Source organism: Duganella phyllosphaerae, from assembly GCF_001758785.1.
In the GTDB taxonomy this organism is placed as follows: domain Bacteria; phylum Pseudomonadota; class Gammaproteobacteria; order Burkholderiales; family Burkholderiaceae_D; genus Rugamonas; species Rugamonas phyllosphaerae.
The window spans coordinates 1-22860 of record NZ_LROM01000125.1 but is presented as its reverse complement, the minus strand read 5'-3'; the positions used below and the strand labels follow the sequence as shown (position 1 = coordinate 22860).

The following is a 22860-nucleotide window of genomic DNA, read 5'->3' as shown; positions in this document are numbered from 1 at the left end:
TGACCAAGGGTGTACCTGTGAAACTCGGCAATCTCAAAATTGGTGTCCGGCTCGGCCTGCTGGCGGCGCTTTTCTTCTTCGCTTTGCTGATCGTTGGCTTCGTCGGCTGGCGCGCGCTCGACGCGGGCAACACCCGCGCCAGTGCAGCCATGGTGCGCCTGGGGGCCATGGGCCAGGCCAGCGACACCGCGCGCAGCGCCCAGGTGGAATTCAAGATCCAGATCCAGGAATGGAAAAATATCCTGGTGCGCGGCGACGACCAGGAAACGCTGGACAAATACCGCGCCGCCTTCATCAAGGGCGGCGACGCCACCCGCGCCGACCTGGCGCGCCTGGCCACCATGCTCGACCAGCTGGCCATCGCCACGCCCATGGTGAACGACGCGCTGCGCACCCAGGAAGGGCTGACCGCCCGTTACCTGAAGGCCCTCGAACAATTCGACCCGGCGCAGGCCACCTCCGCCGACAAGGTCGATGCGCTGGTCAAGGGCGCCGACCGCGAACCGACCCGCAAGATCGACGACATCGTCGCCTACATCGGCCAGCAGGCGCAAGACGTGGCGCAGCAGATCGAAGCTGACAATGCAGCGGCGCACCAGCGCGCCACGCTGACGATCGCCCTCGCGCTCGGGCTGGTGCTGGTCATTGGTTCGGTGACGGTGCTGTGGCTAATCCGCAGCATCACCCTGCCCCTGTATGCGGCGGTGGCGGTGGCCCAGACGGTCGCCGCCGGCGACTTGCGCACCGAGGTACGCTCGGACACCACCGACGAAATCGGCGACCTGCTGCAAGCGCTGCGCCAGATGCAGGGCAACCTGTCGGGCATCGTGGGCCGGGTGCGCGACGGCACCGTGGCGATCCACGCAGCATCGACCGAAATCGCCAGCGGCAATCTCGACTTGTCCTCGCGCACCGAACAGCAGGCCGGCGCGCTGGAGCAAACCGCCGCCTCGATGGTGGAGCTGACCAGCACGGTCAAGCAGAACAACGACAACGCCAACCAGGCCGGCGAACTGGCCGACAGCGCCTCGGCCATCGCTGTCAAGGGTGGCCAGGCGGTGGCGCAGATGGTCTCCACCATGACGGCGATCAGCGCCTCGTCGAGCAAGATCGTCGACATCATCGGCACCATCGACGGCATCGCGTTCCAGACCAATATCCTGGCGCTGAACGCGGCGGTGGAAGCGGCGCGCGCCGGCGAACAGGGACGCGGCTTCGCGGTAGTGGCCACCGAGGTGCGCAACCTGGCGCAGCGCTCGGCCACGGCGGCGCAGGAAATCAAGGCGCTGATCAACGACTCGGTAAGCCGCATCGCCTCCGGCAGCGAACTGGCAAGCGTGGCTGGGGCCACCATGGGCGACGTGGTGGCCAGTGTGCAGCGGGTCACCTCTGTGATCGCCGAGATCACGGTGGCGGGCCAGGAGCAGACCGAGGGCATCGCCCAGATCAGCTCTGCCATCAGTCACATGGATGGCGTCACGCAGCAGAACGCCGCGCTGGTGGAAGAAGCGGCAGCGGCGGCCGACGCGCTGCAGCAACAGGCGGCGGCGCTGACCGAGGCGGTGAGCGTGTTCAAGCTGCCGGGGACGATGGCAGACGCCTGATGTCGGTCGCCATTATCGACAAAGGCGCCGGGAACGCCACCACCACCCGCAGTCCCGTGGACGACAACGGCGCCGTATCGAACGTGACGGTGGCGCCCGCCTTGTCGGCCACCGCCTTCACGATCGCCAGCCCCAGTCCGGAGCCGGTGGTCTCACTGCTGCCCAAGATGCGATAAAAGGCGTGGAATACCCGTTCGCGCTCGGGCTTGGGGATGCCGGGGCCGCTGTCATCGACAATCAAGTCCACTCCGCCCGCGTGGCTGCAGAACGATACATCGACCCGCCCCCCGTGTGGCGTATAGCGCAGCGCGTTATCGACCAGGTTCTTCACCAGCATGTGCAAGTCCAGCGGCGCAGCCGCCACCAGCGCGTCATCGGTGCTGAGCACGCCGAGGTCGATGCCGCGCTGCTCGGCCAGCGGATACAGGTCTTCGATCACGGCGCGCACCACCTGTTGTAACGATACCGGGCTTGGCGCCGTGCTGTCGGGCGCACCCTGCTGCGAGCGGGCCAGCGCCAGCAGTTGGTCGAGCATCACGCGCGTGCGCTGCAGGCCGGCGGCCAGCGTTTGCATGCGGCGCCGCGCTTCGTCCGGCATGTCGGCAGCGGCCAGGCGCTCGGTCTGCAGCGACATGGCGGTGAGCGGCGAGCGCAGTTCGTGCGCAGCGTCGGCCACGAAGCGGCGCTGGGTTTGCATCGCCGCGTCCACCCGCGTGAGCAGGCGGTTGATTTCGGCCACCAGCGGCTGCACTTCGTCCGGCAGGCCGGCGGCGTCGAGCTGGCGCAGGTCGTAGTGGGAGCGGCGGCCCGCCTCGTCGGCCACCGCGCGCAGGGGGCCGAACAGCTTGCGGATCAGCCAGTGCACCAGCAGCGGCAGCAGTACCGCCAGCAAACCGAACGGGATCAAGGCCCGCAAGGCGTTGTTGACCGCCACCGCGTTGCGCACGCGCGTTTGCTGGGCCACCGCCAGCCGCACGCCGCTGTTATCGGTGCGCACGAACACGCGCCACGAGTCCGCATCCATGTCCACCGTTTGCAGGCCATCGACCAGCGGCGTGGAGAATACCGGCAGGCCATCGTAGTCCTCGGGTTCGCCCGGCGAGGGATTGAGGAAACGCACCACGATGCGCTCGTCGAGCGTGATGCCGCTGATTTTCTGGCGGGCGGCCAGCGTGACCGGCCCGGTTTGCAGGCGGCCGATCAGGTGGGCGATCTGGCGCAGCTGCTTGTCCTGGGCGATGTGGGCGTCGTTCCACGAGGCGACCAGGGTGAACACGGCGGCGCTGCCGGCCATGAGCACCACGGCCAGCGCGATGGTGGCCGAGAGCCGGTACTGGAGCGACGTGTTCATGGCGCCTTGGACACCATCCAGCCCACGCCGCGCACGTTCTTGATGGCGTCGGCGCCGAGTTTTTTGCGCAGCGCGTGGATCAGGAACTCGACCGCGTTGCTTTCCACTTCCTCGTTCCAGCCGTAGATGCGGTTTTCCAGTTCAGTGCGCGAGAGGATCGCGCCGGGGCGCACCATCAGCGCCTGCAACAAGGCGAATTCGCGACCGGTCAGGCGCACCTGGCGGCTATCGCGGCAGGCTTCGTGGGTGGCCGGGTCGAGCGTGATCACGCCGTTGCCCAGGTTGGGGCCGACGGCGGCGGCCTGGCGGCGGGTGACGGCGCGCATGCGCGCCAGCAGTTCGGACAGCGCGAACGGTTTGACCAGGTAATCGTCGGCGCCGCCATCGAGGCCAGCCACGCGGTCTTCGGTGGCGTCGCGCGCGGTGAGCACCAGCACCGGCACGCCGCGGCCGGCTGCGCGCAGCGTGTGCAGCACCGACATGCCGTCGCGCCGCGGCAGGCCCAGGTCGAGCAGCACCATCTGGTACGGATTGCAGGCCAGCGAGTCGAGCGCAGCGTCGCCATCGACCACCCAATCGACGCCATAACTGGCTTCGCGCAGCGCCTGCTGGATCGCGTTGCCGATCATGTCATCGTCTTCCACCAACAGCACCCGCATGACGTCCTTTCGATTTCCGCGCCGAATGTCGGCGCCAGGGCGGTATTTTAACGGCATCGCGCATGGAACGTCCGCTAAGTGACTGCTAAGTGTGCTTGCCTACCATCCGGACGTCGTTACTCCAGCCTGGGCCCCGCTGCATGAAAAGCATGAAACTACTGAAGCCGTTGATTTTTTCCCTGATGTGCGTGGTGGGCCTGGCAGGCTTGCAAGCGCCGGTGGACGCATACGGCGCCGATACCCGGCACAAAGCCAAGGTCACCAAGTCCAGCAAGGCAGTGAAGGCCAAGGCGACCAGGGCCAGGACAGCCAAGGCCGTCAAGCCGCTGCGCAAGCGCAAGATGGCCAAAGCGGTGGCGGTCTCGCAAGCACCGAACGCGGCGCACCTGGCGGCGCTGCGCTCGAGCGCAGTGGTCATCCTCGATCCGACCACGCAGGACGTGCTGTACCAGAAAAACCCGGATACGGTCCTGCCGATTGCGTCGCTCACCAAGCTGATGACGGCGCTGGTGGTGCTCGACGCGGGCCAGAGCATGACCCAGCAGATCACCGTCACCAGCGCGGACGTCGACCGATTGAAATATTCATCGTCGCGACTGCAAGTGGGCACCACGCTGCCGCGCACGTCCATGCTGCACCTGGCGTTGATGAGTTCGGAGAACCGGGCCGCGTCCGCGCTGGGCCGCAATTATCCGGGCGGCACCCGCGCCTTTGTGGCCGCGATGAACCGCAAGGCCCGCACGCTGGGGATGCGCAACACGCGTTACGTGGAACCCACCGGCCTGTCGAGCGCCAACGTGTCCACCCCGAGCGACCTAGCCAAACTGGTGATCGCCGCCGAAAAGAGCGCCCTGATCCGGCGCTACTCCACCGACCACGCGTTCAGCATCCGCCAGGGGCGCGGCACCAGCGTGTACCACAACACCAACCGCCTGACCGCCAGCAGCAACTGGCGCATCCGCCTGCAAAAGACCGGCTACATCTCCGAAGCGGGCCGCTGCATGGTGCTCTACACCATGGTCAACAACCGGCCGACGGTGATGGTGTTCTTGAACTCGCAGGGCAAATACTCGCACGCTGCCGACGCCAACCGGGCGCGATCGTGGCTGGCGGGATATCGGGGTGGCAAGGTACAGCGGGCGGTCAAGCGGCGGCACTGACCGCCCTCTTCCTTAGAAGTAATACCCCGCCTGCAAATTGATACGGCGGCTATACCCGGGATGCTCGGCCGAAGTCGAACCCAGGCCACCAAAGTCCGGTGAGATGTACGGGTGGTGCTTGCCCAACATGAAGTCGGCGGAGAACGACCATTTACCGGCCGAGAAGCTCAGGCCCGTAACGTTCTGGGCCGAGTCCTTGTAGCTGCCCACGCGCTTGTGCAGCATGCTGTAGTCGTTATAGACCTTGAAGCCGCTGAACGGTCCGACCTTGCCGCCGATGTCGTAGCTGGCGTTGGCGATGTAGATGTCGCCCTTGGACGCCACCGGGTAGGGGTAGCCGAAGCCGCCGATCATGACGAAACTGTTGGCGTCCAGGCCGCCGTAGGTCTGCGTGGCTTCGTGGCTGGTGCGGTAGTCGTAGCGCATCGCCTGCAACATCACATCGAACGGTCCCGACTTGCCCTTGAAGTGCACGGCAAAGGCGTTGCGGCGGGTGTTGACGGCGCCGTTGGCGCGCGCTTCGTTGCGGATATTACCGGTCAGTCCCGAAAAGCCCACTTCCTGCCGGCCCTGGTCGCCCAGCTTGAACGCCACGCGGCCGATCAGGGTGTTGCGCTCGGTATCGCGCTGGCCGGTGCCGAAGCCTTGCGCATCGTCGTCGGCCACGATGTTGTACGAGTAGCGGTTGGCCGAGGGCGCGGTATTGCTGCCACCACCGTAAGAGCCGCCGTCGCGCGGGTAAAAGCCCACCTGCCATTCGACCGGACCGGGCTTGCTGAGGTAGGTCACACCGAGGTCGTACTTGTCCTCGAAGCCGGCATAGAACGCGATCGACTCATAAAAATTGTTCGACGCGTACGGCTGCAGGCCGAACAGGTTCTTGTCCACGCCGATGTGCAGCTCGCTCTTGTCGTCGAAGCGGCGTCCAATCCAGCCGTGGTGGAGGAAATGCTGCCAATAGCCGCCCTGCCCTTTCGGGAAATTATTGTAGCGGTACTGGGCCGAGCCGATGGTGGTGCCGTCGTCGTAGTTGACGTCGAGGCGGGCGGTGTCCAGGCCGAAGAAGCCGTTGCGATATTCGTCCTGCCAGCTCTTGTAAACATAATTGAAGCGGATCGCACCGCCCACGGTGAGGGGCGACTTGCCCTCGTCGGCCGCCACGGCGACACCGCCGGACAACAGGACAGTAGCGGCCGCTGCGCATCCGCACCAGCCTTTGACATTTTTCGACAACATATTTTTCCTTTAAAACGAAGGCGGCGCTTCCGGCGCTGCGGCCTGAAGTTCGGCCAGGTAGATTCACCTTGGCCAGGACGGGATCGCCCATGTGACGCACTTCGGACAGGCCCAGCACCAGCGCCTCGATCTCGAGCCGGTTGAACATTTGCGGCGGCAGGCTGCCGTCCTCGATCAGCGAATAGCCGTAGCCACGTTCGCCGCCGATATCGGCGCCACCGTCCCGCAGGCTCTCGCGCAGTTTCCAGCCGAGCGGTAGACCGACTGGGGGAAGAAGCCGGTCTCGCGGGCCGGGCGCTGCGCCGTCACGGGTGCAGGCAAGGTACGCAAGGCCTGCAACAGGCGAAACACACGAAACACACGATCGGATCGCGACATGACAACTGACAGTATTTGGCAGGAGGGGTCGATATAGTACCACCGGTCTCGACCATTACCCCGTCCGGTTGACCGACCGGAGCGGGTTCGCCACTCTCACTATCCTGGAGAATCTTGCATGTCCATCAAATCCGTAGCCCACATCAACCTGCGGGGCACCGCCCGCCAGGCCCTCAATTTTTACCACGCGGTGTTCGGTGGCCGGGTCACACTGGCCACCCACGGCCAGGCCGGCATGACCGATGATCCCGCCGCAGCGGACCTCATCATCTGGGGCCAGGTGGTCGCCGACAACGGCTTTTGCGTGATGGCGTTCGACGTACCGGCGGCCATGCCGTGGGACCAGGGCCAGAACGCCTACTACGTTTCCGTGCGCGGCGACAGCGCCGAGGAGATTGCCGGCTACTGGGCCGGGCTGGCCGAGGGCGCCACCGTCATTGCGCCGCTGGCGGCTTCGTCGTGGTCGCCGTTGTACGGCATGCTCAAGGATCAGTTCGGCGTGGTGTGGGTGCTGGATGTGGCCAATCAGGGTTGATCACGACGGCGATCGGGTGGCAGCTTCGGCGTGCCGCTTGATCAATTGCTTGTACAGGTCGGGCTCGCTGGTTTCGAGCTGCTTGAGGGCGTCGACTGCCGTGCGCAACACGGTCGTCGTTTGCGCCTGTTTGATGTCCTCGATGTCAGCCCTGGCTTTTTTCACCTTGTTGAGGACATCGATATCGGCCTCCTGCTTTTCCGCCAGCTTGATCACCAGGTCGTTGAGCCAGCCTATCTGCTTGCCGTAACTGGCCACTTCCGACACCACGCGGTCTTCGACCCCGGCGTCGCCAGCGAAGTTAAACGTCGGCGAGAAAAATGGCGAATTGAAGCGCTGCATGACGTCGCCCGACAGCGGCATCTTGAACATCCAGAACGGATCGAATGAGGTAGCCATAATTGCTCCACGAGAAGGTTGAAAACATTGCAAAAGGAATCATCATTCTAGTCCCCATCACAACGCTCTCGCACGCCGCGTCCGACCGTTCGCTTGATCCAGGCTAAGCCAGTTTCACCATCTCGCGATACAGGTCTGCCTTGCCCTCGAAGCCGATGCCCGGCAGTTCCGGCAGCATGATGTGGCCGTCGTCGACCGTCACGCCGTCAGGGAAGCCGCCGTAGGGCTGGAACAGGTCGGGATACGATTCGTTACCGCCCAGCCCCAGGCCGGCCGCGATATTGAGCGACATCTGGTGGCCGCCGTGAGGAATGCAGCGCTTGGGCGACCAGCCGTGCTCGCGCAGCATGTCGAGCGTGCGCAGGTATTCCACCAGGCCGTAGCTGAGCGCGCAGTCGAATTGCAGCCAGTCGCGGTCGGCGCGCATGCCACCGTAGCGGACCAGGTTGCGCGCATCCTGCATCGAGAACAGGTCTTCGCCGGTGGCCATCGGGTTCTTGTAATAATTGCGCAAGGTGGCCTGCAACTCGAAGTCGAGCGGGTCGCCCGGCTCCTCGTACCAGAACAGGTCGTACTGCGACAGTGCCTTGGCATACTTGATCGCCGTATCGAGGTTGAAGCGGCCGTTGGCGTCCACCGCCAGTTTCTGGCCATCCTGTAAAACGCTGAGCACCGAGTCGATACGACGCAAATCTTCGTCGAGGTCGGCGCCGCCGATTTTCTTCTTCACCACCGTGTAACCCCGGTCGATGTAGCTGCGCATCTCGTCCTTGAGCTTGCCATGATCCTGGCCCGGGTAGTAATAACCGCCGGCGGCGTACACGAAAATCTTGCGGTCGGCCTGGCCGTTGCCGTAGCGGTCGGCCAGCAGCTGGAACAGCGGCTTGCCTTCGATCTTGGCCACCGCGTCCCACACCGCCATGTCGATGGTGCCGATCGCCACCGAGCGCTCGCCGTGGCCGCCCGGCTTTTCGTTGGTGAACATGCAGTTCCAGATTTTGTGGGGATCGAGGTTGGTGCCGGCATCATCGACCAGGCTGGCCGGATCGGCTTCAAGGATGCGCGGAATGAAACGCTCGCGCATCAGGGTGCCCTGGCCGTAACGGCCATTGGAATTGAAACCGTAGCCGATCACCGGCTTGCCATCGCGGATGACGTCGGTGACCACCGCCACCAGGCTCAGGGTCATCTTGCTGAAGTCGATATAGGCATTGCGGATAGGCGAGCTGATCGGGACGGTTTTTTCGCGGATTTCAACGATTTTCATGCGGTTCTCCTGTCAAAGTGGAACCAGTCTACTATTGAACCACACTGCTACAATTTACCTGGATTGAAACCTTTATTCACTTTAGATAAAGAATGACAGATGAAGAGTGATGCGGCCCCTGACCTGACCTTCTTCGTGCTGCTGGCCAAGCTGGGCAGCATGAGCGCCACCGCGCGCGAACTGGGCGTCACGCCGCCCGCCATCACCAAGCGTCTCGCCGTGCTGGAGCAGCGCCTGGGCGTGCGCCTGGTAAATCGCACCACGCGCCGTATCAGTCTCACCAACGAAGGTGAGTCATACCTGGCGCAGGCCGCGCACATCCTGCACCAGATCCGCGAGATGGAGGAATCGGTGGCCAGCGGCCGTGCCGCGCCCAAGGGCCTCCTGCGAGTAAACGCCACGCCGGGTTTCGGGCGCACCCGCATCGCGCCCATCGTCTCGCGCTTTGCCCATGCGTACCCGGAAGTGGAAGTGGAGCTGCACCTGACCGACCGGCCCATCAGCCTGGTGGAGGAAGCGTACGACCTGGCGATCCGCTTCGGCGAGCTGCCCGATACGCGCCTCACGGCCCGCAAGCTGATGGCCAACCGGCGCTTTTTATGCGCGTCGCCCGGCTACCTGAAACAGTGGGGCGAGCCGCGCACGCCGGCCGAACTGCACCGCCATCGCTGCATCCTGCACCGCCAGAACGACGACGTGTACGGCACCTGGCGCCTGCAAAAAGGCAAAGTGGAAGAACTGGTGAAGGTGCGCGGCGCCGTCTCCAGCAACGACGGCGACATCGTCATGCTGTGGGCGCTGGCCGGCCACGGCATCGTCCAGCGCTCGGAGTGGGACGCCGCCAGGTACCTGGCCAGCGGACGCCTGAAGCAGGTCATGCCCGACTACACCTTGCCCGACGCCGACCTGTATCTGTATTACCTCAGCCGCCAGAACCAGCCGGCCAAGGTGCGCGCCTTTATCGATTTTATCGCCACGCAGTTCAGCGTGCCATAAATACTCTGGCCGCATGCTCGAGCACCTCGTGCAGCCGGTCGGTATCGACCGGCTTGGCGAAGTAGGCGTCGAAGCCGGCGGCGAAACCGGCCTCGCGGTCGCGCTCTTCGCCGTAACCGGTAACCGCGATCAGGGTGGCGTCGCGCCCCTCCGGCCGGCGCCGCAGCTCGCGCGCCAGGGCGTTGCCGTCCATGTCGGGCAAGCCGATGTCGAGGATGCACACGGCGGGCGCCCACGCGGCGGCGCGCGCCAGTGCTGCACTGGCGTCGTGCTCCACCTGCACCAGGTAGCCCTGCGCTTCGAGCAGCATGGCCAGAATGCTGGCGGCGTCGACGTTATCGTCAACCAGCAGCACGCGCAGGCGCTGGCCGGCACCCGCAGCGCCAGCCGGGGCGTCGTCCCGCGCCAGTTGCGCCAGGCCGCCGTACGCCGGCAGCTCTACCGTGAACTGCGTGCCGGCGCCGGGCCCGGCGCTGACAAAACCGATGCTGCCGCCATGCAGTTCGGTGAGTTTTCGCGCCAGGGCCAGGCCCAGTCCCAGCCCGCCCTGCGAGCGGTCCGGGGTACGCGTGGCCTGGGCGAACAGATCGAAGATGCGGTCCGTCAGTTCGGCCGCGATGCCGATGCCGTTGTCGCGCACCGAGAGGCGCACCCGGTCCTCGCTTACCGCCAGCGCCACCACAATGGCGCCGCCGGACGGCGTAAACTTGGCGGCGTTGTTGAGCAGGTTGGCCAGCACCTGCACCAGGCGCTTGTAGTCGCCCAGTACCAGTACCGGCCCGGCCGGCAGGTGCAGCGCCAGCTCATGGCCGCGTCCCGTGATCAGGGGCCGGGTTTGTTCCACGGCGGCGGCAACCACCAGTTGCAGGTCGAGCGGCTGGCGCTCGATCTCGACCAGGCCGCGCGTCACGCGCGAGACGTCGAGCAGGTCGTCCACCAGCGCCGTCATGTGGCGCACCTGGCGCGTGATGATGCCGCTGGTGCGCTGCAGGCGGTCGGCGTCGAGCAGGCCCAGGCCCATCAACTCGGCGGCGGCGCTGATCGGCGCCAGCGGATTGCGCAGCTCGTGCGCCAGCATGGCCAGGAATTCGTCCTTGTTGCGGTCGGCCTCGATCCGCAGGCGCAATTCGCTATCGCGCTCGCCTCCTTCGCGGCGCAGGCGCGCCAGGCTGATCGCGCCTTCCACCCGCGCCAGCAGTTCACGGCCGCTGAACGGCTTGACGATGTAGTCGTCGGCGCCGGCGGCCAGGCCCTCGATGCGCGCTTCCTCGCCGGCCCGCGCCGAGAGCAAAATGAACGGCAGCTCGCGCATGCGCGACTCGGAGCGCACCTCGGACAGCAAGGCAAAGCCGTCCACCAGTGGCATCATGACGTCGCTTACCACCAGGTCGGGCAAGTCGCCGCTGCGCAAGCGCTCCAGCGCCTGGGCGCCGTTGACGCAGGCGGTGACCAGGTAGCCGGCATCTGTCAGGGTTTTCTGCACGTAACGGCGCATGTCGTTGTTGTCGTCGGCCAGCACGATGTGGCCGCTGACGTGCTGCCGCTGCGGTGCGTCCGGCTCGGTGTGGGCGCCGCTGTCGATCCACTGCGCAGCTTCGCTCAGGTACACGGGCGCGTGCACGTGCCGCCGCGCCGATGGCTGGCGGTGTGTGACAGGCGCCGCGCTGCGCGCCACCATCGGAATCCGCACCCGGAACAACGCGCCCCGCCCGGCCTCGCTCTCCGCGGTGATCTCGCCGTCGTGCAGCAGCACCATTTCGTGCACCAGCGCCAGCCCGATGCCGGTGCCTTCCACCGAGCGCCCGGGCTGTCCCTCGATACGGTGGAAGCGCTCGAACACGCGCCCCAGCTCGGCCCTCGGAATGCCCACGCCGGTGTCGGCCACGACCAGTTCGGCCATGCCATCGACCGCGCGCAGGCGCACACTGATGCCGCCTTCGAGCGTGAATTTGAACGCATTGGACAGCAGGTTGAACACGATCTTTTCCCACATGTCGCGGTCGATCCAGACCGGCGCCGGCAACGGCTGGCAATCGATGCCCAGCGACAGGCCGGCGCGTTCGCAGGCGGACGCGAAGTGGCTGGCCAGTTCGGCGGTGTCGGTGGCCAGGTCGGTGGCTTCGAACGTGGCCGACGTGCGGCCCATTTCCATGCGCGAGAAATCGAGCAGCGCGTTGACCAGTTTTAATAGTCGCCGGGCGTTGCGATTGGCCGTGGCCAGCAGCACCTGCTGCGGCGCCGTCACATCGGGCATGGCCAGCAGGTCTTCCAGGGGGCCGAGCATGAGCGTGAGCGGTGTGCGGAATTCGTGGCTGACGTTGGAGAAGAACACGGTCTTGGCGTGGTCGATCTCGGCCAGCATCGTCAGCCGCTTGCGCTCTTCCTCGTGCGCGGCCACGCGCGCCAGCGCCGTGCCCAGGGTGGCGCCCAGCAGTTCGTAAAAACCGCGGTAGTCGGCGGAGAATGGCAGCCGCGCGCTGGCGGCGGTGAGCAGCAGCGCCACCGGTTGCGTGGCGCCAGGGCGCATCACGGAAATGGCCAATGCCAGGTCGGGGCCATCGGGATACGGTCCGCACGGCGCGTCGCCCAGCGCCTGGCGCAAGCCGGGCAGTTCCAGTACGCGCGGCTCGGCCGCAGATTGCAGCAATTGCGCCAGCGGCCAGAAGCCTGCTGCCGCGCCGTCCGCATCGCCAGTGGCGGAAGCGGTGAAAGCGCCAGCCAGCAGTCGCTCGGGCGCAACCAGCGGCGACGCTTCGATGCCGCTGCGCTGGCGCAGCACGTAATCGCCGGTCTCCGCGTCGAACTCGTACAGCAGCACGAACGGCAGGTCGAACTCGAATTGCTTGAGCGTGACGGCGGTTTGCGCAAACACCTGCTCGCCGGTTTGCAGTGGCGCCAGTTGTGCGGTCAGGTCGCGCACGGCGCGGGTGCGGCGCGCACCGAGCATGGTCAGCGTGGTTTCGGTCACCGGGTGGAACAGGCCGCCGATTTCGCCGCTCTCGTCGCGGATCGGGCTGAGGGAAAACGTAAAAAACGTCTCTTCCAGGTAGCCGTTGCGGAACAGGAACATGCGCTGGTTTTCCAAGTACGAGGTCTCGCCGCGCACCGCGCAGTCGAACGGCGCGGCCAGCGCCGCCCATGCCGACTCCCAGCACACCCGGTAATCCATGCCCAGCGTGGCCGGATGGCGGTCGCCGCACAGCACGCGGTAGCCATCGTTATAAATCTGGATCCGATCCGGCCCCCAGACGATATTGATCGGGAAATTGGAGGCCAGGCACAGGCTGACGGTCGTGCGCAGGCTTTGCGGCCAGGATGATATCGGTCCCAGCGTGGTGGACGCCCAGTCGTGCGCGCGGATCAGCGCCGCCATCTCGCTGCTGCTGTCGAGGAAGCGCGCATCCGCCGCCGGGCGCTGACCGTGGTCTTGTGTCATGTGAACATACTGCCGATGGTAGGGTTGATGAGTTGCCAAGCCGACAGTATGAGGCAAGCGGCGCCTTCCTTATGTTCGGCAGATCACAAACGCTACCGACTAGCGGTTTCAGCGCGGGGTGGGCTAGTCGCGCAGGGTGACGCCGCCATCATCCACCACAGTGCGGTCGAGCGTCGCTGCAGCTGCAGTCAGGGTGGCCGGGGCAGCGTTGTCGTAATCGACGACCTCGGCGCCGGTAACCGCATCGACATGGGTGATGCGCACCTGCAGGCGATCCGGCGCGCCACTTTGGCTGCCGCCATCATGCGCTTCGAGCGTGAAGCGGTAGCCGGCACGGCCGTTGAATCGCCCGGTGCCGCTCACGTGGGCCACCTGTCCTGCACGGCTGACGCCGATCTGCTCGCCGCGGAAGTGGAACGGCCCGCTCAGCACCAGCGCCTTCGCTGGCGCGCGGTTGGTATCGCCACCCAGCGGCGCCCACAGAGAAAAATGCAATGGCGCCGCGCTGCTTGCCCGGCCGACGGGGGCAGCGCCGGTGCCGAGGCGCAGCGTGCCGGCGCCGCTGACCGAGGCCAGCGCCGGATCATCCACCGTCACGTCCTGTACCAGCTCGGTCGAGCGGCCAGCCGAGTCGGTGACGCGCACGCGCACCGCCTGGAAGCCTGCGGCGCAGAAGCGGTGGCGCAGTGTGACCTGCCCCACGCCGCCGGCCTCGCGCACGATGGGTGCAGGTGACGGGCAGCCATCGGTCCACACCACGCTGGCCTGGTGGGTTTGCGAGGGCGAGTTGTCGATGAAGTTGACGGTCAGCGTGAGATCCTGGCCCAGTTCCACCGTGCGCGGCAAGGTGGTGATCGGACCGAGCACCGGCGCGTCGGTGCCGCGCGTGCCGGGACGCAGCATGACCAGGCCCGCATTCGAGTTGGCCAGGATGACGCCCGCTTCATTGATCGCCTGACCATATTGCACGACCAGTCCTGGCGGCGCCCGGTAGAGGCGGCTGTTCAAGTCGATCGGGGTGGTGAGGCCCGCCCAGCGCACGGCGCGCGAAAAGGTCGCGCCCTGGCCTCCCGGCCACTGGACCGTGCCGACGATCTCGCCGGCGTTATTGATGTCGCTGGCAAAGCTGTCGGCAAGCGGATAGCCGGGCAATCGTGCGAGTCCGCCGGTGGGCGTCCACTTGTAGGCAAACAGGCGTTGGTCGTTGCGCAGCGCGTAGCCGACCGCCTCGCTGCGATCGTTCAGGCTGGTCACATCGGTCAGCGGACCGCCACCGTCGATCGGCACCATGCCGGTCAGGCGGCTCCAGAAAAACGCCTGCTCATTCGGACTGTTGGCGGTGTCGGAACGGCCGGCCACTTCGGTACGCTCGTTGATATGCAGCCCGAACGCCCGGGTGCCGCCCAAGGTGCCCAGGTCGGTTCGCCTGCCGCTGGCATCCCACAACATGGCGGTAATGGCCCCGGAAGCGGCGTCGCCATACCCGGTGGCGATGTTTTGCCGGTTGATGGCATGGGCGATGGACAGCGAAAACGGCTGCGGCCCCAGCGGTACGAGGGCGCCGCCCGGATTCCACCGCACGGCGCGCGAAGAGATGCCGGTTTCGGCATTGAGGCCGGCGATGTACTGCAGGTCGTTGATGTCTTCCGCGCTGGCCACCGAGGTTCCCGGCAGCGCGCGCATGCCGCCGGCCGCAGTCCAGGTAAAGCCGAGGATGTTGCTGCGTGGCGCGGCGTCTTCCGAACTGCCAACCACCACCCCGAGGTTGTTCAAGCCGCGCACCAGGGTGTAGGTGCCGCCGAGGGTGCCGATAGGGTGGACGCGGTCGCCGTCGAAAAAGCCGTTGGTGGCGCCGTAGTAGTTGAAGGAATTGAAGACGGCCTGGCCGCGTTCGTTAAGCAAGGCGGTGCCACCGCTTTCGGGCCACAGGTTGACGACGCTGTAGACGATGCCAGGCGGCGTGATGGCGGAGTTGGCTGCGGAGTTGGTTGCGGAGTCGGCCGCTGCCGTGGCTGGCGCCGACGACAATACGGCGCAGAGCGCAGTGGAAGCCGCTGTGGTGACGGCAACGGCCATGGCGCGCGGTTGATGACGGGGATGGAAGGTCAATGAGTGTTGCACGGTAATTCTCCCAGGCAGATTAAACGCAAGCGAACGCTCGCGCCAACGCTGGAAGACCTGCAGCCAGGTAATGTGCGGACAACCGCCTGTCCAACGTTACGCAGTACTCTAGGCGCACCAAAACAGGGCGAAATTGACATCAATCAAACTTTCCGAGAGTAAGCTCCAGGAAAGCACAAGCCCAGCAAAACAAAATTTTGCTAAGCAAAACTCAATTAAATTTTGTTTTGAGAGCGCCCATAAAAAAACCCCAGCGAGCTGCAACAGCCCGTTGGGGTTCTCGGGGTGAGCCGTGTTTAAACGTTCACGGTATCGGCCACCGAGCTGAACTCCTCGATCTTGTCGAAGTTCATATAACGGTAGATGTCGGCCGAATTGGCATCGAGCACGCCGGTGTGCTCCATGTACTCTGCGCGGGTCGGGATGCGGCCCAGCAGCGAACACACCGAGGCCAGCTCGGCCGAACCCAGGTACACATTGGTTTCGATGCCGAGGCGGTTCGGGAAGTTACGCGTCGACGTCGACATCACCGTGGCGCCCTTGCGGATCTGCGCCTGGTTACCCATGCACAGCGAGCAGCCCGGCATTTCCATGCGCGCGCCGGTGCGGCCCAGCGAGCCGTAATGGCCTTCGGACGTCAGCACCTGCTGGTCCATCTTGGTCGGCGGCGCGATCCACAGGCGCACCGGGATGTCCGACTTGCCTTCCAGGACTTTCGACGCCGCGCGGAAGTGGCCGATGTTGGTCATGCACGAACCGACGAACACGTCGTCGATCTTGGCGCCGGCAACTTCCGACAGGGTTTTCACATCGTCCGGGTCGTTCGGGCAGGCCACGATCGGCTCGTGGATATCGGCCAGGTCGATCTCGATGACGGCGGCGTATTCGGCGTCGGCGTCGGGCGCCAGCAGTTCCGGCTTGTCGAGCCAGGCCTGCATCGCCTTGATGCGCCGCTCCAGCGTGCGCTGGTCGAGGTAGCCGTTGGCGATCATCCACTTCATCAGCGTGATATTGGAGGTCATGTACTCGATGATCGGCTCTTTATCGAGGTGCACCGTGCAACCGGCAGCGGAGCGCTCGGCAGACGCGTCGGACAATTCGAATGCCTGTTCGACTTTGAGCTGCGGCAGGCCTTCGATTTCCAGGATGCGGCCGGAGAAGATGTTCTTCTTGCCCTTCTTGTCCACCGTCAGCATGCCCTGGCGGATCGCGTACAGCGGGATCGCGTTGACCAGGTCGCGCAGGGTCACGCCAGGCTGCATGGTGCCCTTGAAGCGCACCAGCACCGATTCCGGCATATCGAGCGGCATCACGCCGGTGGCGGCGGCAAACGCCACCAGGCCTGAACCGGCCGGGAACGAGATACCGATCGGGAAGCGGGTGTGCGAGTCGCCGCCGGTGCCGACGGTGTCGGGCATCAGGAGGCGGTTGAGCCACGAGTGGATCACGCCGTCGCCGGGACGCAGTGCGACGCCGCCGCGGTTTTCGATAAAGGTCGGCAGTTCGCGGTGCATCTTGACGTCCACCACTTTCGGGTAGGCGGCGGTGTGGCAGAACGACTGCATTACCAGGTCGGCCGAGAAGCCCAGGCAAGCCAGGTCTTTCAGTTCGTCGCGGGTCATCGGGCCGGTGGTGTCTTGCGAGCCGACGGTAGTCATCTTCGGTTCGCAGTAGGTGCCAGGACGAATGCCCTCGCCTTCCGGCATGCCGCAGGCGCGGCCGACCATTTTTTGTGCCAGCGAGTAGCCACGGCCGCTATCGACCGGGTTTTGCGGCAGGCGGAACAGCGTCGATGCGGGCAGGCCCAGCGCTTCGCGCGCCTTGGTGGTCAGGCCACGGCCGATGATCAACGGAATACGGCCACCGGCGCGCACTTCGTCGAACAGCACCTGCGACTTGACGGTGAATTCGGCGATGACCTTGCCATCCTTGAGCGCCTTGCCTTCGTACGGACGCAGTTCGACCACGTCGCCCATTTCCATTTGCGTCACATCGAGTTCGATCGGCAGCGCGCCGGCGTCTTCCATGGTGTTGTAGAAGATCGGAGCGATCTTGGTGCCCAGGCACACGCCGCCGAAACGCTTGTTCGGGATGAACGGGATGTCTTCGCCGGTAAACCACAGCACCGAGTTGGTGGCGGACTTGCGCGACGAACCGGTGCCGACCACGTCACCGACGTAGGCGACCAGGTGGCCCTTGGCTTTCAGTGCTTCGAGCTGTTTCAGCGGGCCGATCTTGCCCGGCTCTTCCGGGTTGATGCCGGGACGCGGGTTCTTCAGCATCGCCAGCGCGTGCAGCGGAATGTCGGGACGGGTGGTGGCGTCCGGTGCCGGCGACAGGTCGTCGGTATTGGTTTCGCCGGTCACCTTGAAGACGGTGATGGTCAGGCTGTGCGGCACTTCAGGACGCGAGGTAAACCACTCGGCGTCGGCCCACGATTGCAGCACGCCTTGCGCGCTGACGCTGCCCTGGTCGGCCAGTTCCTTGACGTCGTGGAAATAATCGAACATCAGCAAGGTCTTTTTCAGGCCTTCGGCAGCGATGGCGCCGACGACCGGATCGTCGAGCAGGTCGATCATCGGCTTGATGTTGAAGCCGCCGAGCATGGTACCCAGCAGGCGGGTGGCCAGCTCGCGCGAGACCAGCGGCGAAGTTTCCGCACCCTTGGCCACGCTGGCCAGGAACGCACACTTGACCTTGGCGGCATCATCGACGCCGGCCGGTACGCGGTTGGTGATCAGGTCAACCAGGAACTGTTCTTCGCCGGCTGGCGGATGCTTCAGGAGTTCGACCAGGTCCGACGTTTGATCGGCGGACAAAGGCAACGCAGGGATCCCGAGGGATGCACGTTCAGCGACGTGCTGGCGGTAGGCAGCTAGCATGAAAAACTCTCATTCAGGGTGGGTAGCGGAAGGAACCAGGCCAACTTCACCTGCTCCGGCCGCTATTGTACCTCAATGAGTCTTATATAAGACATATAACAGCAGACTCCATGAACCGTGAGTCTCCCGAGCAACAAAACACTGCCTTTACTGTGCGACCTTGATCACAACCTTGCCGAACGGTCCGCGCGCCAGGTGCTCGAAAGCCTGCACCGCTTCGTCGAAGCCATATACCTTGTCGATCACCGGCCTGATGCCGTGCTGGTCGAGGAAGGGATTCATGCGGTCGAACGAGGTGCGCGGCGCCACCGCGATGCCGCGGATCGTGGTCTGGCGGAAGATCACCGGCATCAGTTGCAACTGCGTGGTCTGCCCGGTCAGGAAACCTACCTGGGCGATAATCCCGGCCGCCTTGGTCGCCTGCACCGATTGATTCAGCCCTGCGCCACCTGCCACGTCGATGGTGACATCCACGCCCTTGCCGCCGGTGAGCGCCAGCACCTCGCGCTCCCAGTCCGGGTGGGTGCGGTAGTTGACACCATCACTCACGCCGAACGCCCTGGCCTTGGCCAGGTTGGCGTCGCTGCTGGACGTGGCGATCACGCGGGCGCCGTGGGCGGCGGCGATTTGGGCGGCAAAGATCGAGACGCCGCCGGTGCCTTGCACCAGCACGGTCTGTCCCGGTTGCAGGCGGCCGACATCCATCAACGCGTACCAGGCCGTGAGCGCCGCGATCGGCAGGGTCGAGGCTTCCTCGTCGGTCATGCCGGCTGGCGCGCGCACCGCGCTGTCTTGGTGGATGATCATGTACTCGGCCAGCCCGCCCGGAAGCGGCATGCCGAAGCAGTACGCCGGCTCGTCCGGGCCGGGTTCACCATCGATCCAGCGCGAATACAGGTGCGAGTTGACGCGGTCGCCGATGGCAAAGCGGGTAACACCGGCGCCTGTCGCGACCACCACGCCCACCGCGTCCGACACCGGAATGAGCGACTTGGGCACCAGGTGCGGCTCGTAAATGCCATCGATGATGGCCTTGTCGCGGAAATTGAGCGACACCGCGCCCACCTTCACCAGCAGCTCGCCCGCTTGTGGCACCGGGGTCGGCACCTCGCCCTGTTGCAGGTTATTCAAACCAAAATCCTTCAATAGCCATGCTTTCATCGTGTTCTCCTGTAGCGTGAGGACCGCAGCGGTGCTCAACCACGCGCCGCATCGCGCTCACCACCGAGGGCGAGGCCTACCTGCTCAGTTGCCGGCGCGTGCTGGAGGAACTGGACCAGACCGAATCTTTTCTGGCCACCGGCCACCGCGAACCGGCAGGCCGGCTGCGTATCGAGCTGCCTACCACGTTCGGCCGGCGCCATGTCGTGCCACCCCTGCTGGCACTGGCGGCGCGCCACGACCGCCTCGACCTGTCGTTCACGTTGCGCGACCAGGCGGTGGACATGGTTGTCGAAGGCATCGATCTCGCGGTGCGCATCGGTACCCTGGGCAACCATTCCGACCTCATCGCGCGCCGCCTGGGCGACCAGCATATGGTGATCTGCGCTGCGCCAGACTACCTGGCGCGCAAGGGCCCGCCGCGCAGCCACGCCGACCTGGCGGCGCACGACTGCCTGGCAGGCTGGCGCCGCACGGTCAGATCCACCTGGCTGTTGAAGGATGCGGCCGGCGCCATCGTCCCGCACGAGCTGCCGGTGCGCCACGAACTGCCCGACGGCGACGCCCTGCTCCAGGCCACGCTGGCCGGCAGCGGCCTGGCGCAGTTTCCCACCTGGCTCGCGGGCGACGCCTTGCGCACCGGCGCACTGGTGCAGGTGCTGGCGGATATGGGCGGCGGGGCGATGCCGATCCACGTGCTGTGGCAGAAGACCTGGCACCTGCAGCCCAAGGTACGCATCGCTGTCGATACGCTGGTGGACCTGGCGGCAAGCCGGCCCGACATCTTCGATGCGCGGCCGCCGGCCAGCCGCGATTAACGCTGTGCCACCGACTCGGTTTGCGGCGCCGGCTGCCAGCCGCCACCGAGCGCCTTGAACGCCGCTACCGCCGCGCGCGCCGCCTCGGTTTGCGCCTGCGCGCGCAGGTCGGACGCCTGCAGCAGCCTGTCGTCCGCCTGCAGCACTTCGATCAGGCTCACCACGCCCTTCTGGTAAGCGGCAAACGACGCCTGGCGCGCCTGCTGCCACGCCTGCACGCCCTGCTCCAGCGTGGCGGCCTGGCGGTTGCGCTGATTCATGTCGGTCAACGCGTTTTCCACGTCGGCCGTGGCGCGCAGCGCCGACTGGCGGTAGGCTGCCAGCGCTTCCGCTTCCTGCCCGCGCGCCTGGTCAATCTGGGCGTTGATGCGGTCGAAGTCGAACAGGCGCCAGCGCAGGCCCAGCATGGCCGATGCCTGGCTGGCGTCATTGCTAAGCAGGTTGCCTCCCGAGATGGCGGTGGCGCTGCCGATCATGCCGCTTAATGAAAACTTCGGATAGAACTCGGCAATCGCCACGCCGATGCGGGCATTCGATGCAGCCAGCCGGCGCTCGGCCACGATCAGGTCGGGGCGGCGGCGCAGCAGGTCGCCGGGCGTGCCGGTGGCCGTGATGACCGGCGCGGCCGGGATGGCAGATGCTGCGACCAGTTGCGCACGATGCGTACCGGGCGCGCTGCCCAGCATGACGTCGAGCGCATTCATGGCGGTATCCTGCGCCGCTTCCAGCACCGGCACTGACGAGCGCACCTGTGCCAGCGCGCCCTCTACCTGGCGTACTTGCAGTTCCGGCACCAGGCCCTTGCCCAGCAACAGATTGAGGGTGGCCTGCAAGCCCTCTTGCGTGCGCACCTGCTTGCGGGCGACCTCGAGCCGCGCTTGCAGGCCGCGCAAGGTGATATACGTGTCGGCCGTCTGCGCGGCCACCGCCAGCCGGGTGGCGGCCGCGCCGGCGGCGGACGCCTGGTACTCGGCCAGCGCTGCTTCGCGCCCGCGCCGCAGCCCGCCAAACAGGTCGATTTCCCAGCCGGCGCCGATGCCGGCCTCGTAGGCGCTGCCGTAACGGTCGAAGCCCGGCTGCGAGTTGAGCACCTGGCCCAGCGGCGTTTCCACCGACTGGTAGGCGCGTGCCGCCTGGGCGTTCACGTTTGCAGACGGCAGCAGCGCTGCCTGGGCGGCGCCAAGACCGGCACGCGCCTGCGCCACGCGGGCCGACGCCTGCGCCAGGTCGAGGTTCTGCGCCAGCGCCAGCGTGATCAGCTGATCGAGTTGCGGATCGTGGAAATCCTGCCACCACTCGGACAGGTCGGCTGCCCGCGCGGTGGACTGGGCCAGGTAGTGCTGCGGCAGTTGCAGATCGGGGCGCGCGTAGTCGGGCCCCACGGCCGGAGCGGTGGCGCAACCTGTCACAAAACAGGCTGCCGCCAGCGCAATCAAAGGTCGGGTCGGGATCATGGAATTCCACTAAAGAAGAAAAGACGATAGTGACTATATCACTATTTAGTCACTTATTGTGCAAATCGGCGATGGGGGTTAAGCTGTCGGCCATGACTACTGCAACTACCAACAATGGCCCGACCCGGGGCCCGGCCGACCACGATGTGCGCGACCAGATCGTCACCGCCGCCACCGCCCACTTCCGCCTGTATGGCTACGAAAAGACCACCGTCTCCGACCTGGCCAAGGCAATCGGCTTTTCCAAGGCCTATATCTACAAGTTCTTCGAATCGAAGCAGGCCATCGGCGAACAGATTTGCGCCACCTGCCTGCTCGAAATCGAAACCGACGTGCGCGCGGCTGTCGATGGCGCGGAAGGCGCGCCGGAGAAGCTGCGCCGCCTGTTCAAGACCATCGTGGCGTCCAGCATGCGGCTGTTCTTCGAGGATCGCAAGCTGTTCGACATCGCCTCCTCCGCCGCCTCCGAACGCTGGGATTCTGCGCAGCGCTACGAGCTGCGCATCCAGGGTGTGTTGACGGACATCCTGCGCCTGGGCCGCGACAACGAAGACTTCGAACGCAAGACGCCGCTGGACGAAACCGTCAGCGCCATCTACCTGGTGCTGCGGCCTTACCTGAACCCGCTGCTGCTGCAGTACAGCTTCGACTCGGTCGACCACGCTCCCGCCCAGTTATCGAGCCTGGTGCTGCGCAGCTTATCGAGATGATCATTCTAAATCGACTGTGACCATTGACATAATTGGTCACTAGTCTCAAAATGAAATCCTGTTTTGTTCACTCACGGGATTTCTATGCCTCGCCGCCTTGCCGCCACCGCCGCCCTGTCCGCCGTTTGCCTGCCTACCTTGGCATTGCTGCTGGCCGGCTGCGGCAAATCGCCACCTTCCGATCCTCGTACCGAAGCGCCGCTGGTGCGCACCACCACGCTCAGCGCAGCCGCATTCGGCGCGCGGACCTTCACCGGCACGGTCGCCGCCCGCGTCCAGAGCGAACCGGGGTTCCGGGTGGCCGGCAAAGTCCTCGAACGGCTGGTCGATACCGGCCAGCAGGTCAAGCGCGGCCAGGTGCTGATGCGTATCGACCCGATCGACCTGAGGCTGGCAGCCACCGCCCAGCTGGAAGCGGTGGCTGCCGCGCGGGCGCGCGCCCGGCAAACCGCGCAAGACGAAGCCCGCTACCGCGACTTGCGCGGCACCGGCGCCATTTCCGCCTCTGCCTACGACCAGGTAGCCGCTGCAGCGGATGCCGCAAACGCGCAGCTGAAGGCAGCCGAAGTCCAGGCCGAAGTGGCGCGCAACGCCAGCCGCTACGCCGAACTGGTGGCCGATGCCGACGGCATCGTCATGGACACCCTGGCCGAACCGGGCCAGGTAGTGGCTGCCGGCCAGCCGGTGCTGCGC

Annotated in this window: 17 protein-coding genes; 7 read left to right on the top strand and 10 right to left on the bottom strand. The window is 65.6% G+C overall.

The features are described from left to right. The first annotated feature begins 17 nt into the window (after positions 1–17). The gene (locus tag DUPY_RS21725; RefSeq protein ID WP_070251058.1) at positions 18–1604 is read left to right on the top strand and encodes a methyl-accepting chemotaxis protein; all 1587 of its coding nucleotides are present in this window, start codon (positions 18–20) and stop codon (positions 1602–1604) included. Here DUPY_RS21725 and DUPY_RS21720 read toward each other — a convergent pair. Then, positions 1573–2955 carry a sensor histidine kinase gene (locus DUPY_RS21720; protein WP_084640840.1) on the bottom strand — a complete coding sequence of 461 codons (1383 nt, stop codon included), beginning with the start codon at positions 2953–2955 and terminating at the stop codon, positions 1573–1575. The genes DUPY_RS21725 and DUPY_RS21720 overlap by 32 nt on opposite strands. Then, positions 2952–3614: a response regulator gene (locus DUPY_RS21715; protein WP_070250988.1), complete on the bottom strand. Its 663-nt coding sequence runs from the start codon at positions 3612–3614 to the stop codon at positions 2952–2954. The genes DUPY_RS21720 and DUPY_RS21715 overlap by 4 nt, the downstream gene beginning before the upstream one ends. Positions 3615–3763: 149 nt before the next feature. Between DUPY_RS21715 and pbpG the strand changes: the two genes are divergently transcribed. Beyond that, on the top strand, positions 3764–4774 hold the full coding sequence (pbpG, locus tag DUPY_RS21710; RefSeq protein WP_070250986.1) for a D-alanyl-D-alanine endopeptidase: 1011 nt from the start codon (positions 3764–3766) through the stop codon (positions 4772–4774). 12 nt (positions 4775–4786) lie between these two features. On the opposite strand, the gene DUPY_RS21705 is transcribed toward pbpG, so the two are convergent. After that, the gene (locus tag DUPY_RS21705; protein ID WP_070250985.1) at positions 4787–6010 is read right to left on the bottom strand and encodes a hypothetical protein; all 1224 of its coding nucleotides are present in this window, start codon (positions 6008–6010) and stop codon (positions 4787–4789) included. A 496-nt stretch (positions 6011–6506) separates the two neighbouring features. On the opposite strand from DUPY_RS21705, the gene DUPY_RS21700 reads away from it, so the two are divergent. Beyond that, entirely contained in the window at positions 6507–6923 is a 417-nt protein-coding gene (locus DUPY_RS21700) for a VOC family protein (RefSeq protein ID WP_070250983.1), read from the top strand. On the opposite strand, the gene DUPY_RS21695 is transcribed toward DUPY_RS21700, so the two are convergent. Continuing rightward, positions 6924–7322 carry a hypothetical protein gene (locus tag DUPY_RS21695; RefSeq protein WP_070250981.1) on the bottom strand — a complete coding sequence of 133 codons (399 nt, stop codon included), beginning with the start codon at positions 7320–7322 and terminating at the stop codon, positions 6924–6926. Positions 7323–7425: 103 nt separating this feature from the next. After that, positions 7426–8589, bottom strand: coding sequence for a mandelate racemase/muconate lactonizing enzyme family protein (locus tag DUPY_RS21690; protein WP_070250979.1), 1164 nt, complete (start codon positions 8587–8589; stop codon positions 7426–7428). Positions 8590–8688: 99 nt separating this feature from the next. On the opposite strand from DUPY_RS21690, the gene DUPY_RS21685 reads away from it, so the two are divergent. Next, positions 8689–9585, top strand: coding sequence for a LysR family transcriptional regulator (locus tag DUPY_RS21685; protein ID WP_070250977.1), 897 nt, complete (start codon positions 8689–8691; stop codon positions 9583–9585). On the opposite strand, the gene DUPY_RS21680 is transcribed toward DUPY_RS21685, so the two are convergent. From DUPY_RS21680 to DUPY_RS21665, 4 genes are all read right to left on the bottom strand, one after another. Then, a complete protein-coding gene (locus DUPY_RS21680; RefSeq protein ID WP_070250975.1) occupies positions 9572–13021 on the bottom strand; it encodes an ATP-binding protein in 3450 nt (1149 codons plus the stop codon). The two genes, DUPY_RS21685 and DUPY_RS21680, sit on opposite strands and share 14 nt — an antisense overlap. Positions 13022–13144: 123 nt before the next feature. Further along, positions 13145–15142: a hypothetical protein gene (locus tag DUPY_RS21675; protein WP_141749638.1), complete on the bottom strand. Its 1998-nt coding sequence runs from the start codon at positions 15140–15142 to the stop codon at positions 13145–13147. 296 nt (positions 15143–15438) lie between these two features. After that, positions 15439–18024, bottom strand: coding sequence for a bifunctional aconitate hydratase 2/2-methylisocitrate dehydratase (locus DUPY_RS21670; protein WP_070250970.1), 2586 nt, complete (start codon positions 18022–18024; stop codon positions 15439–15441). A 147-nt stretch (positions 18025–18171) separates the two neighbouring features. Beyond that, positions 18172–19185: a zinc-dependent alcohol dehydrogenase family protein gene (locus tag DUPY_RS21665; protein WP_070250968.1), complete on the bottom strand. Its 1014-nt coding sequence runs from the start codon at positions 19183–19185 to the stop codon at positions 18172–18174. Positions 19186–19283: 98 nt separating this feature from the next. Here DUPY_RS21665 and DUPY_RS21660 point away from each other — a divergent pair, with 98 nt between their 5' ends. Then, entirely contained in the window at positions 19284–20003 is a 720-nt protein-coding gene (locus DUPY_RS21660) for a LysR substrate-binding domain-containing protein (RefSeq protein WP_229255456.1), read from the top strand. Here the strand turns inward: DUPY_RS21660 and DUPY_RS21655 are convergent. After that, positions 20000–21457 (bottom strand): efflux transporter outer membrane subunit, encoded by a 1458-nt coding sequence (locus tag DUPY_RS21655; protein ID WP_070250964.1) that lies wholly within the window; start codon positions 21455–21457, stop codon positions 20000–20002. The genes DUPY_RS21660 and DUPY_RS21655 overlap by 4 nt on opposite strands. 92 nt (positions 21458–21549) lie before the next feature. Between DUPY_RS21655 and DUPY_RS21650 the strand changes: the two genes are divergently transcribed. Both DUPY_RS21650 and DUPY_RS21645 read left to right on the top strand, forming a co-directional pair. After that, positions 21550–22167, top strand: coding sequence for a TetR/AcrR family transcriptional regulator (locus DUPY_RS21650; RefSeq protein WP_070251056.1), 618 nt, complete (start codon positions 21550–21552; stop codon positions 22165–22167). 84 nt (positions 22168–22251) lie between these two features. Next, on the top strand, positions 22252–22860 hold a 609-nt coding region (locus DUPY_RS21645), incomplete at its 3' end, for an efflux RND transporter periplasmic adaptor subunit (RefSeq protein WP_141749637.1).

What these genes read in the sequence shown, in the direction of transcription:
- DUPY_RS21665 (WP_070250968.1), bottom strand. Translation starts at nt 19,185, where the DNA reads ATGAAAGCATGGCTATTGAAGGATTTTGGTTTGAATAACCTGCAACAG.
- DUPY_RS21700 (WP_070250983.1), top strand. Translation starts at nt 6,507, where the DNA reads ATGTCCATCAAATCCGTAGCCCACATCAACCTGCGGGGCACCGCCCGC.
- DUPY_RS21655 (WP_070250964.1), bottom strand. Translation starts at nt 21,457, where the DNA reads ATGATCCCGACCCGACCTTTGATTGCGCTGGCGGCAGCCTGTTTTGTG.
- DUPY_RS21720 (WP_084640840.1), bottom strand. Translation starts at nt 2,955, where the DNA reads ATGAACACGTCGCTCCAGTACCGGCTCTCGGCCACCATCGCGCTGGCC.
- pbpG (WP_070250986.1), top strand. Translation starts at nt 3,764, where the DNA reads ATGAAACTACTGAAGCCGTTGATTTTTTCCCTGATGTGCGTGGTGGGC.
- DUPY_RS21680 (WP_070250975.1), bottom strand. Translation starts at nt 13,021, where the DNA reads ATGACACAAGACCACGGTCAGCGCCCGGCGGCGGATGCGCGCTTCCTC.
- DUPY_RS21690 (WP_070250979.1), bottom strand. Translation starts at nt 8,589, where the DNA reads ATGAAAATCGTTGAAATCCGCGAAAAAACCGTCCCGATCAGCTCGCCT.
- DUPY_RS21715 (WP_070250988.1), bottom strand. Translation starts at nt 3,614, where the DNA reads ATGCGGGTGCTGTTGGTGGAAGACGATGACATGATCGGCAACGCGATC.
- DUPY_RS21685 (WP_070250977.1), top strand. Translation starts at nt 8,689, where the DNA reads ATGAAGAGTGATGCGGCCCCTGACCTGACCTTCTTCGTGCTGCTGGCC.
- DUPY_RS21670 (WP_070250970.1), bottom strand. Translation starts at nt 18,024, where the DNA reads ATGCTAGCTGCCTACCGCCAGCACGTCGCTGAACGTGCATCCCTCGGG.
- DUPY_RS21705 (WP_070250985.1), bottom strand. Translation starts at nt 6,010, where the DNA reads ATGTTGTCGAAAAATGTCAAAGGCTGGTGCGGATGCGCAGCGGCCGCT.
- DUPY_RS21650 (WP_070251056.1), top strand. Translation starts at nt 21,550, where the DNA reads ATGACTACTGCAACTACCAACAATGGCCCGACCCGGGGCCCGGCCGAC.
- DUPY_RS21695 (WP_070250981.1), bottom strand. Translation starts at nt 7,322, where the DNA reads ATGGCTACCTCATTCGATCCGTTCTGGATGTTCAAGATGCCGCTGTCG.